General features: G+C 72.9%; 13 protein-coding genes. 8 read left to right on the top strand and 5 right to left on the bottom strand.

All coding sequences use genetic code 11. From position 1 onward, the window contains the following. The 7 genes from ACWCSD_RS37550 to ACWCSD_RS37520 form a co-directional block, all read left to right on the top strand. On the top strand, window positions 1-213 hold a 213-nt coding region (locus tag ACWCSD_RS37550), incomplete at its 5' end, for a hypothetical protein (RefSeq protein WP_449922084.1). A gap of 345 nt (window positions 214-558) precedes the next feature. Then, window positions 559-897: an LLM class flavin-dependent oxidoreductase gene (locus tag ACWCSD_RS37545; RefSeq protein ID WP_397157980.1), complete on the top strand. Its 339-nt coding sequence runs from the start codon at window positions 559-561 to the stop codon at window positions 895-897. Continuing rightward, window positions 851-1339: a GNAT family N-acetyltransferase gene (locus ACWCSD_RS37540; RefSeq protein ID WP_397157978.1), complete on the top strand. Its 489-nt coding sequence runs from the start codon at window positions 851-853 to the stop codon at window positions 1337-1339. Before ACWCSD_RS37545 ends, ACWCSD_RS37540 begins: the two co-directional genes overlap by 47 nt. A 76-nt stretch (window positions 1340-1415) precedes the next feature. Then, on the top strand, window positions 1416-2030 hold the full coding sequence (locus tag ACWCSD_RS37535) for a hypothetical protein (RefSeq protein ID WP_449922081.1): 615 nt from the start codon (window positions 1416-1418) through the stop codon (window positions 2028-2030). Between the two features lie 430 nt (window positions 2031-2460). After that, complete coding sequence (locus ACWCSD_RS37530; RefSeq protein WP_449922080.1) at window positions 2461-2949, top strand: DUF427 domain-containing protein; 489 nt, start codon at window positions 2461-2463, stop codon at window positions 2947-2949. Beyond that, entirely contained in the window at window positions 2946-4529 is a 1584-nt protein-coding gene (locus ACWCSD_RS37525) for an FAD-dependent oxidoreductase (RefSeq protein WP_449922078.1), read from the top strand. The genes ACWCSD_RS37530 and ACWCSD_RS37525 overlap by 4 nt, the downstream gene beginning before the upstream one ends. Then, entirely contained in the window at window positions 4526-4870 is a 345-nt protein-coding gene (locus ACWCSD_RS37520) for a ferredoxin family protein (RefSeq protein WP_358295486.1), read from the top strand. Before ACWCSD_RS37525 ends, ACWCSD_RS37520 begins: the two co-directional genes overlap by 4 nt. A 235-nt stretch (window positions 4871-5105) precedes the next feature. Here ACWCSD_RS37520 and ACWCSD_RS37515 read toward each other — a convergent pair whose 3' ends face one another. Further along, window positions 5106-5672 carry a TetR/AcrR family transcriptional regulator gene (locus ACWCSD_RS37515; protein WP_397157970.1) on the bottom strand — a complete coding sequence of 189 codons (567 nt, stop codon included), beginning with the start codon at window positions 5670-5672 and terminating at the stop codon, window positions 5106-5108. A 95-nt stretch (window positions 5673-5767) separates the two neighbouring features. Here ACWCSD_RS37515 and ACWCSD_RS37510 point away from each other — a divergent pair, with 95 nt between their 5' ends. Next, window positions 5768-6691: an NmrA family NAD(P)-binding protein gene (locus tag ACWCSD_RS37510; protein ID WP_397157968.1), complete on the top strand. Its 924-nt coding sequence runs from the start codon at window positions 5768-5770 to the stop codon at window positions 6689-6691. A gap of 299 nt (window positions 6692-6990) precedes the next feature. Here the strand turns inward: ACWCSD_RS37510 and ACWCSD_RS37505 are convergent, their stop codons facing one another. From ACWCSD_RS37505 to ACWCSD_RS37490, 4 genes are all read right to left on the bottom strand, one after another. Next, window positions 6991-8175: a saccharopine dehydrogenase family protein gene (locus ACWCSD_RS37505; protein WP_397157966.1), complete on the bottom strand. Its 1185-nt coding sequence runs from the start codon at window positions 8173-8175 to the stop codon at window positions 6991-6993. Next, window positions 8168-9619, bottom strand: a complete 1452-nt coding sequence (locus ACWCSD_RS37500) for a flavin-containing monooxygenase (RefSeq protein ID WP_397157964.1) — start codon at window positions 9617-9619, stop codon at window positions 8168-8170. Before ACWCSD_RS37500 ends, ACWCSD_RS37505 begins: the two co-directional genes overlap by 8 nt. 142 nt (window positions 9620-9761) lie before the next feature. Beyond that, window positions 9762-10430 carry a type A chloramphenicol O-acetyltransferase gene (catA, locus tag ACWCSD_RS37495; RefSeq protein ID WP_449922073.1) on the bottom strand — a complete coding sequence of 223 codons (669 nt, stop codon included), beginning with the start codon at window positions 10428-10430 and terminating at the stop codon, window positions 9762-9764. 78 nt (window positions 10431-10508) lie between these two features. Beyond that, on the bottom strand, window positions 10509-10818 hold a 310-nt coding region (locus ACWCSD_RS37490), incomplete at its 5' end, for a hypothetical protein (RefSeq protein WP_449922071.1).

The following is a 10818-nucleotide window of genomic DNA, read 5'->3' as shown; positions in this document are numbered from 1 at the left end:
CTGGCCGAGCACGGCAGCCTGGTCCTGTACGACTCGTACGAAGACATCCCGGAGTACGGGCTGAACCAGCCCGACGTGGACGCCCTGGTCGCCCTCGGCTTCATCGACGTCGGGGAGCCGAGCGGTCATCACGGCACGGCGCGCAAGACGGTGCTCACCGACGCGGGCCGCGCCGAACTGGAACGGCGCGGGACCGGGGAACACCGACGATGAATGCCGGGGAGCCGATCCGCATGTCCGCCGGGCTGCTGTGGCGCCTCACGCACCTGGCCTGCCCCGCTCTGGTGGACGACCTGGACGAAGCTGACCCAGCAACCTACGACCGGCCTGATGTCCAGGCTGATCTGAGGCTGGTAGCGGCGCTCTTCCGGCAGGCACCTCGCACTGTGGCCGCCATGCCGGTGGGGCGGCCACGTGGCCGGCCGGCAGCGCGTCAGGGTCTTCGGGCAGGCTCAGCGCGGTCGGCACATCGTCCTTGACCGCCTCCCACATCGCGCCCTCCAGCAGCCGGGCCTGCGGGGTGCGGTAACGGGTGGAGGTCTCGGCGTAGATCTCGCGGTGCTTGAGATGACGGCAACGCGGATCCGGCTGGGCGCCGGCGTGCTGGTGCTGCCACTGGAGGACCCGCTCAAGATCGCTGAGGACGCGGCGACGCTCGACGAGCTCAGCGGCGGCCGGCTCGAGATGGGGGTGGGGTCGGGTCCCTTCCCGGGGGGATGGGAGGCGTTCGGGAAGGGCCTGTCCGACCGGCACAAGCACTTCGACGCCTTGGTGGAGCGGCTCCACGACCAGCAGGGTGCCGAGCCCCGTGAACCGGTCACCGGTGAGCAACACGTACGGGAGGGCACGCATGACCATGGACAACGCCACGTTCACCGTCCGATCCCTGCCCTATGACCATCCGGCGGCCGAGGCGCTGCGCGCGGCCATGCGGGAGGAGATGGGCCGGCGCTACGCCGACAGACTGGCGGCCGACCCCGGCCACCTTCCCGCCGGGATGGCTGTGCGGGCGGAATCCGTGTTGTTCACCGGCATCGCCTTCGACGCTGAGCGGCCCGTCGGGCACGTGCTGCTGCGCCGCCTCGGCGACGAGGTCGAGCTCAAGCGGATGTACGTGGCCCCGTCACATCGGGGGAGCGGGGTGGCGCGGTCCCTGCTCGCCGCGGCCGAGGAGGCCGCGGGCGCGCTGGGCGCGCGACGCGTCATCCTGCAAACCGGCGACCGCCAGCCTGACGCGGTCCGCCTGTACGAGCGGGAGGGCTACACCCGCATCCCGATCTTCCCGCCCTACACCTCGATGACCTACTCCACCTGCTTCGAGAAGCGGATCGTCGGCTGAGCCCCCGCAGGATGAACCCGCCGATGTCACGGAGCACGACCCCCGCCCACAGACCTCCGGCTCCGGAGCCGTTCCGGTGACCACGGGCTTCGCCGCCGCTGGGCGCCGAGTCCTGGTCGCCTGCGCCGCCGGCGGATTCACCACCTTGCTCGACAATTCCCTGCTGAACGGCGACATCCGGGGCGGGAAGCCGTGTTCCTGCAGAAGGGGCCTCGGGCTGTCGGCGTTCGCGGCGGCGGCCGTCACGCTGCCCGCGGCCGCGGCGATGGCGGCGAGCTCCGCGCTGACCTGGCGGGTGGCGGGGGCCTTCGGCCGCCACACGGTCTCGGCAGGGCTCGCGCTGTCGGCGTGCGCCATGCTCGCGAGCGGTCTCGCCGGGCTGTTCGCTCTCCGGGCCGGCCTGCCCGTGCTGCCGGCGGTGTGCGCCACGTGCCAGGTCGCCGCCGCAGGGCTGGTCGTCTCGCCTCTCCAGGCGTCGGTGCTCCAGCACGCGCCGGCGGAGGTTCTTCGCGCGCGCTCCCCGGCCTCCTCCGGAGGGTCGCCGAGGCGTCGGGAAGGGTGCGCAAGTCCGGCGACCGGCCGTGACGGGCCGTCCTCGCGGGCTGGACGGCGTTGGCGTCTCCAAGGGTTGACATCCGAGTATTCCTACCTGAATAGTGGGTTGAAGCTTGTCGTGAAGGAGCACCCATGAGGGAATACCCCCGTCCCTTCAACCGGCCCGCCCTTCCGGGGGCCACCGATCTCACCAGGCGGGTCCTGCTCGCCGGGACAGGAGGGGGAGCCCTCTCGCTCTTGCCGGCCGCCTGTGGTGCAGGTGGCGGTGCTCCGCTGACCGGCGCGGACGGCGGGGCCCTGCAGTCCGGTGCGGACGCCGACGCCGCGGTGTCCGCGCCACCCCGACGCGGCGGGACCCTGCGCGCGGGCTCCCCTCCACCGCCGTTCTCCGGTCACATGCTCACCAAGCGGACGAACGGCCGCCGGTCCGCGGGTACGCGCCGGGTGGTCGCGGGACCAGGCCAAGCGGCAGGTCGAGGAGTATCTGGAGGTGTTCGGCCGGCCGGACCAGGTCGCGGCGTGGCGCGAGGGCCGCCCGTATGTGGCCGAGCCGGCGGAGGCCTGACATGCCCGGGTACGCCTTCCCCGCTCGTGACGTGCGTACCGACCTGCTGCGCGACGCCGGGGAGCCCCCGGGCGTCCGCTACGGCCTCGCGGTCGGGGACGCGATCGTGCGCGACGCCGTCTGGCGGTGTCCGGAGCTTCCCGACCACATGGCGTTCGCGTGGTTCCGGCATCCGGAGGTGGTGCTCGACCACTGGTGCGAGGAGGAAGAAGAGACCTTCGTGCACCCGCGTGACCCGTACGAGCGGGTGGACCCGATCCCCAGCTCCCGGCATGTCGTCGTCGAGATCGGCGGGCAGGTGGTCGCGGACACCCGTCACGCGGTGCTGCTGTTCGAGACAGGCCTGCCGACCCGCGACCACATCCCGCCGGATGACGTGCGGTTCGACCTGCTGGAGCCGACCGAGACGCACACCCGCTGCCCGTACGAGGGGGTGGCCTCCCACTGGGCGTTCGCGCCCTGCGGATCTCCCATGAGGAGGGAGTCATGACCGATCTGGATCTCATCGCAGACGTCCTGGTGGCCGGCGGCGGGCCGGCCGGCGCCTGGGCCGCCGTCAAGGCAGCCGAGTCGGGCGCCGACGTCGTCCTGGTCGACAAGGGCTACCTGGGCACGAGCGGCGCCACTGCTGCCGCCGGCACCGGAGTCTGGTACGTCGATCCCGACCCGGCCTCCCGCGAGGCGGCGATGGCCTCCCGGGAGGCCCTGGGCGGGTACCTCTCCGATCGCGCCTGGATGGCCCGGGTCCTGGACCAGACGTACGCGAACATGAACGAGCTGGCCGAGGTGAGCCGCTACCCCTTCCCGGTGGGTGAGGACGGCGGGCAGATCCGGCGCGGCCTGCAGGGCCCGGAGTACATGCGCCGCATGCGCATCCGCGCGCGCCGCTCGGGGGTGCGCGTGCTCGACCACAGCCCTGTCACCGAACTGCTGGTGGACGCGGACGGCGCGGTCGCGGGCGCGGCCGGCCACCGCAGGCAGCACGATCGCTCCTACCGGGTGCGCGCGGGCGCGGTGGTGCTGGCCACCGGCGGCTGCGCCTTCCTCAGCAAGGCGCTCGGCTGTGACGTCAACACCGGCGACGGCGCCCTGTTCGCGGCGGAGACCGGGGCCGAGCTGTCCGGCATGGAGTTCTCCAACGCCTACGCGATCGCTCCGGAGTTCACCTCCGTGACCAAGACCGCCTTCTACTCCTACGCCACCTTCTACCATGCCGACGGAAGTGTCCTGGAGGGGGCGGGCAGCACGCACGGCCGGTCGGTGATCGCGCGGGCGCTGCTGTCCGAGCGCGTCTTCTGCCGCCTCGACCAGGCGGGGGAGGGGATCAGGCAGGCGATGCGGCTGGCTCAGCCCAACTTCTTCCTGCCCTTCGACCGGCAGGGGATCGACCCGTTCACCGAGCTCTTCCCCGTCACGCTCCTGGCGGAGGGGACCGTACGCGGAACCGGCGGGATCCGCCTGACCGGCTACGACTGCGCCACCTCCGTCGCGGGCCTGTACGCCGCCGGCGACGCGGCCACCAGGGAACCGATCTGCGGGGGCTTCACCGGCGGCGGCAGCCACAACGCGGCCTGGGCGATGTCCTCCGGCACCTGGGCGGGGCAGGCCGCGGCCCGTCACGCCCGTGCTCTGGGCGCTCAGGCGGCCACGCGGACCGTGCGCGGGGCGGGCGGCGCCGGATTGCGGCCGACCGGCGGCGACCCGGCCGGGCATCGCGAGATCATCGAGGCGGTCCAGGCCGAGGTGCTGCCGTACGAGAAGAACTACCTGCGCCACGGCGACCGGCTCGCGCCCGCGCTGGCAGCGCTCGACGAGACCTGGAAGCGGGCCAGGCAGGGCCTGTACGCCGACGGCCCCGACGTCGTGCGCGCCCGCTCGGCCGCCGCGATGGCGGCCCACGCCCGATGGATGTACGCCAGCGCGCTGGCCAGGACCGAGAGCCGCGGCATGCACAAGCGTGCCGACCACCCCGGCTCCGACCCCGCCCAGCACCACCGGCTGATCTCCGGTGGGCTCGACGAGGTCTGGGTGCTGCCGGAGACCGGGTGGCCGCTGGCGGTGGCGTCGTGATCGAGATCGTGCTGCGCGACCGGTGTATCGCCTGCGACAAGTGCGTCGAGGCCTGTCCGACGGACGTGTTCGTACGCGGGGACGACGGGGTGCCGCTGATCGCGCGGCAGGGCGATTGCCAGACGTGCTTCATGTGCGAGGCGTACTGCCCGGTGGACGCCCTCTACGTGGCCCCGGCCGCGCACCCGCTCCCGGAGCCGCCCGATGTGACGGAACTGGCCGAGCGTGGGCTGCTGGGCGGATACCGCCGGCAGATCGGCTGGGGACACGGGCGCACCCCGGGCGCCCGGCGGGCGATCGGGCCGGCGCTGCCCTCGACGTCGCAGGCGATCATCTCGTGATGGGGAAACGCCGGTCGTGCTCGTCACGGGAGCCGCCTCCCGGGTTCGGGCCGCCGTGCCCGCCCTGCGCGTCCGGGGGCGACCCCTCGTAGGCTCCCTGAAGACGAACGGCACCCATTTCCGTTGGCGTTCGGTCCCAGGGAGGGGCGACGCGGTCCCCGGCGGTCCTGTTGTCCTCGCGGGCCTGCGCCCTGACGGCGCCGGTCACGCAGCCCTTGTCACCGATGAAGGCCTCTCAGCCCCGCGGGCTCACCCCCGCCACGGCCAGCTGGAACAGCCGGTCCGCGCGGGCCGCCGGGTCAGGGTGGTGCTCCGTCGCCAGGACGACACCGACGATCAGCGCGATCAGGTCGGCGACGGTGACGCCTTCCGCCACCGCCCCGTCCTGCATGGCGCGCTGCAGCAGGGGGTTCCCCGCCTCCGCCATCATCGCCGCACAGGTGTTCTCGTGTACGGGGTCGGTCTCGGCCCCGTCGTAGGCCAGTGCCGCCGCCAGCCCTCGGGCCGCGACACAGTAGGCGACGACGTCACTGAGCCATTGCAGGAGCGCGTCACGGCTGTCGCCCTTGCCTGTCAGCTCGCGGGCACGGGCGGCCAGGGCCTCGATGCGTCGATGGGAGACCGCCTCCAGCAGCGCCCGGCGGGTCGGGAAGTGGCGGCGCACGGTGGCCGAGCCGACCCCCGCGATGCGCGCGATCTGTTCCAGGGAGGCGCCTGCCCCGTACGCGGCGACCTCCTCCTCGGCCACGGCGAGGATGCGCGCATAGTTGCGCCGGGCGTCTGCGCGCTGGCGGTCGGGCATGGGCGTCATCTCCGGGGTTGCTAAATGGCGGGGCCCGCCATATCTTATCGCACAGAAAGCGGCGGCCCCCGCCGTTTATAGCTCTGAGGAGCCCGATGACCGCACATCCCGCACCCGTCCTGGTCACCGGCGCCACCGGCAGGCAGGGCGGCGCCACCGCCCGAGCCCTGCTCGCCGCAGGCGTACCCGTACGCGCTCTGGTGCGTCACCCCGACACCGAACGAGCCAAGGCCGTCGAGGCGCTGGGCGCCGATCTGGTCACCGGTGATCTCCACGATCGCGATTCGGTGGTGCGGGCCGCCACGGGTGTCCGCGCCGTCTTCTCCGTTCAGATGCCCGCCCTGGCCGCCGAAGGTTTCGACTTCGACGGAGAGGTGGCCCAGGCCGTCAACCTCATCGAGGGCGCGCAGGCTGCGGGAGTGCCGCAGTTCGTGCACACCTCCACCAGTGGCGCCGGTCAGCACACCCAGGCTCCCGGCTGGATCGCAGGCCGCTGGGGCTCCTTGGACGCCAGCCTGGGAGCCAAGAGCACGATCCAGGACCGGGTCCGTGCGGCCGGCTTCTCCCGCTGGACGATCCTCAAACCGGGTTTCTTCATGGAGAACTTCCTGCCGTCCATGGCTTTCCTGTTCCCGCGGGGTGTGGAAGGCGGTTTGGTGAGCGTCGTGAAGCCGGACACCCGGCTGTCCCTCGCCGCGGTGGACGACATCGGCAGGGCAGCCGCCGCAGCCATCGCCGAGCCGGAGCGGTTCCACGGGGTCGAGCTTGAGCTGGCGAGTGACCATCTGTCCATGACGGAGGTCGCCGAGGTTCTCTCCCGCGCGCTGGGCACGCACCTGCCCGCGCCGGACATGACCGAGGAACAGGCACTCGCCGCCGGAATGCCGGCGATGGGCGCCTCGCACGAGTGGATGAACATTGCCGGCCAGCCGGCCCGCCCGCAGTACGCCAGGGACCTCGGCCTTCCGCTCACCAGCTTCGAGGAATGGGCTCGGCAGCACCTGCGGCCCGCGGCTTGACCCAGAGGGGACGGCCGACTGCTCGGCGTCACCCCGGACCTGGTCCTCATCCCTGCCCCGACCGTCGTCTTGCTGATCTCAGCCGTCAAGATGGCCCGCTCAACGTAGAGCGGCCAAGACGCCACGCCACGTCAAGAGCGGAGCTGGTCAGCCGTCATGCAGCACAAGGGGCTCACCGCACACGCCAGACACCTGCCCACGAGTCTTGAGGTGCCGCATCGCGGCGAACGCGCGGCGGACCGGCTCCCAGCCGGGCCCGACGTCGCCGCGGACCCCCGGAAGCGGGCGATCGGCGCCGGTCACGGGGTCCGGTCCACGGTGACCACCTCGTCGCGGCCGGCGCACGGCGGGTCGCAGTGGACGGCCAGCTGCGCGAAGTACCTCTCCGGGTCGAGCACGGCGTCCGGGGGATGGACGCCGGCGGCGCGCACCGAGCCGTCGAGGATCTGCGCCGCCGCCAGCGACAGCGGGACCCCGGTCGCCCTGGCCATCCCGCGCGGCGAGCCGATCAGCCGCGCGCCGATCCGGCACGGCCGGCCGTCCCGGACGCCGGCGGCCAGCGCGAAGAAGGGCGGCAGCGAGCCGGGGCCGCGCAGCGAGAGCCGGCGCACGGCGGAGCGGGCGAAGCGGCCCGCGGTCGGGCGCTCGATCGCGGCCGCGGCCTGCTCCAGGGAGAGCCCGCCCCGATCGATCTCCTCGCGCAGGGTCATCAGGTACGCGGCCGTCTCCGGCCTGACCACCATGACGCAGGCGGAGTCGCCCGTGATCGAGCAGGTAGCCGGGAGCGTCAGCGGTTCGGGATGGCCGACGGTGTAGGCGGTGCCGGGGCCCAGCCCCGGGTAGTCGAGCCTGACGGGTTTGAGCGGCGGCCGTTCGGCGGGCGCGCCGCCGGCCCAGACGCGGATCGTGCCGGACAACTGCTGCATCCAGTGGACGACGGCGGCCGACTCCCCGCCCGCCGAGGCGTCGGCGGGGTCGTCGCCGACGAACGGGACGTCCACCGGCCAGGCGGTGTGGACGCTCTCGACGGTGTCCAGCTCACGGGTCGCCAGCGCGGCCAGCATGTTGCTGGTGCCCGGGCTCGCGCCGGCCCCGATCACGGCCGTCACGCCCGCGTCCCGCGCCTGGGCGTCCATGGCGAGCATGTCCAGGGTCGGTTCCCAGTCGTCGCAGATGTCGGCGTAGTGGGTACGGCTCTCGATCGCCGCCCGCAGGATCGGCACGCCGAGCCGGAAGAACGGGCCGGTGGTGTTGACGACCAGGTCGGCGTCGCGGAACAGCTCGCGCAGCCGGACCGGGTCGGCGGCGTCCACGGTCGCGGCCGAGGCGTTCGCGTACTTGACGGACAGCCGCGCGGCGGCGGCCGTGTCGCGGTCGGCGATCACCAGGTCGGCGATGTCCGGCCGCCCGGCCAGCGCCTCGACGACGGGCCTGCCCATCGCGCCGGCGCCGCCCAGGGCCACCACCCGGTACTGCTCACCCATCGAAGATCATCCCCTTGCGGACGTCGAGGAACGCCGACCGCAGCCGGTCGGTCAGGTAGTTCTGGCCGGCCGTCCACGGCGCGCGGTCGCCCTGCTGCGGGAACAGGTGCGCCGCGCGCTGGACGTAGGCGGAGGTCAGGCCGAGCAGCGGACGGCGGGCGACGTCGCGCGGCAGCGCGGGCATCGCGGTGGTCAGGCCGTGCCGCCGCATGTGGTCGAGCAGCCGGACGACGTAACGGGAGGACAGCTCCGCCCGCAGCGTCCACGACGCGTTGGTGTAACCGACGCAGAAGGCCAGGTTGGGCACGCCGCTCAGCATCAGCCCGCGGTAGGCGGTGGTCTCGGCCAGGTCGACCGGGCGGCCCTGCACCGACACGGCGATCCCGCCGAGGGGGATCAGCGACAGGCCCGTCGCGGAGACGATCACGTCCGCCTCCAGCGTGCGCCCGGACTCCAGCTCGATCCCGTGCTCGGTGAGACGGGCGATCCGGTCGGTGACCATCGACACGCGCCCGGCGGCCACCTCGCGGAACAGGTCGCCGTCGGGGACGACGCACAGCCGCTGGTCCCACGGCTGGTACCGGGGGGTGAAGTGCCGGTCGAGGAGGGCCGGGTCGGGCAGGTAGCGCTGGATGCCCTTGCGCAGGTGCCGCTTGGTCTGCTCCGGGTAGCGCCGGCTCAGCCAGTACGTGAGCCGGCTGCTCAGGACGTTCTTGGCGCGGAGCAGCCGGTGGGCCGTACGCGCGGGAAGCAGGCGGCGCAGCGGCCCCGCCGCCGGGTCCACGTCGGGCAGGGAGGTCAGGTAGGTCGGGGAGCGCTGCACCATCGTGACGTGCCCCGCCCGCTTCGCCAGCGCCGGCACCAGGGTGACCGCGGTGGCCCCGCTGCCGATCACCACGGTGCTCCTGCCGGTCACGTCGAGGTCGTCCGGCCAGAACTGCGGGTGCACGAACCGGCCGCCGAAGTCCTCGGCGCCCTTGAACTCCGGCTGGTGGCCGTGGTCGTAGTCGTAGTAACCGGCGCAGACGTACAGGAACGAGCACGTCCAGGTCCCGCGGGTGGTGCGCACCGTCCACCGGCGCCGCTCCCAGGACCAGTCGGCGGACAGGGCCTTGGTCCGGTGCCGGACGTGCCGGTCGATGCCGTGGTCGCGGGCGGTGTCCTCGATGTAGCGGCGGATGGCGTCGCCGTCGGCCAGGGACTTGCGGCCACGCCAGGGCTGGAAGGCGTAGCTGAGGGTGAAGATGTCGGAGTCCGAGCGGACGCCCGGATAGCGGAACAGGTCCCACGTGCCGCCGAGACGGTCTCGGGCCTCCAGCACCGCGTAGGTCCTGCCGGGTCGCCGCTGGAGATGCCATGCGGCGCCGATGCCGGACAGGCCGGCACCGATGATCAGTACGTCGACGTGTCGCCCGGCATCGGCCGGGTCGGCTTCGCTCGTCATGGACGCCACCTCTCTTTCGCATGCAAAACTATCGCATGAAAAACGAACGTAGCAATTTAGAACGATAGATTCGGGGCATGGCGAAGCGCGCCCCCGGCCCGTGGCCGCAAGGGCCGGGGCGGGGGCGGAGGTCAGCGCTGGTTCAGGAGGCCGGGCTCCGGTCGACCCAGGACGGGTCCGCGACGAGGGTCCGCAGCTCGTTCACGAGCCGGGCGGAGTGGAACCCGTCGGCGGCGGCGTGGTGCACCTGGAGTGCGAGGGGGAGCAGGACCCGGCCGTCGCGCTCGGTGTACCGGCCGAGGGTGAAGATGGGGGCGAGGTGGTCCCAGTTGTCGCCGATGTTGAGGTTGAACCCGGTGAAGGACGTCCACGGCAGGCTCGACACGTCGAACGTGTTGGGCGGCGGCGCCCCCTGCGGGAAGAAGTCGGTGGCGCGGGCGTGCTCGGCGAGCAGGGGAGCGGCGACGTCGTGGAAGGCGGCGAAGTCGGGGTCGTAGGGCGCCCACACGCACGCGAACGTCTCACGTTCGGGGTTGAAGACCGTGAACGCCGGATGCGCGACGGGCCAGACGGCCGGGTCGCCGGAGGCGGTCAGGCACATCCTGAACTCGTCGTGCCGGTTGACGACCGTGGCGATCGCCCAGACCTGCGCGAGGTAGGACTTGCGCCGCGACCGGCCGAGCGCCGCCGCGAACGCGGTGACGTCGATCTCCACCGTGATCGAATACGTGCACGGGACGGCCCGGCGGTAGTGCTCGAAGTGCTGCCGGCGCGGCCAGGCATCGGTGTCGACGGGGATGGGGGCGTCCATGCGCTCATCATCCCAACCGCCGGGCCGCACGGAATGCCGGCCCCGGCCGATACGGTCGCCAGCCATGAACAGCCGGTCTCACCCCGGTGCGGGCACGCCGGCGACCGGGGCCGGCTCTCCGCGGACGGGCAGCAGGCGGGCCAGCAGGGCCGTGGCCAGCGCGGCGATCAGCGCGGCCTCCAGCATGCGCTCCAGGATGATCATGTGGATCAGCCACGGCAGCGCCGCCCGCAGGGGCAGCCACACCAGCTCCAGCGCGAGGGCGTAGAGCACCGCCGCGGCCAGGCCCGTCAGCATGCCCTTCGCGACCGGCGACGTCCTGGACAACCCGGCCACGCAGGCCGCAAGGGCGGCGCCGGCGGCGGCTCCGGTCGCGATGACGCCCGAC

It is taken from the genome of Nonomuraea sp. NPDC001684, assembly GCF_053596515.1.
The sequence above is the reverse complement of the archived record's forward strand: the minus strand, read 5'-3'. Positions and strand labels throughout refer to the sequence as shown.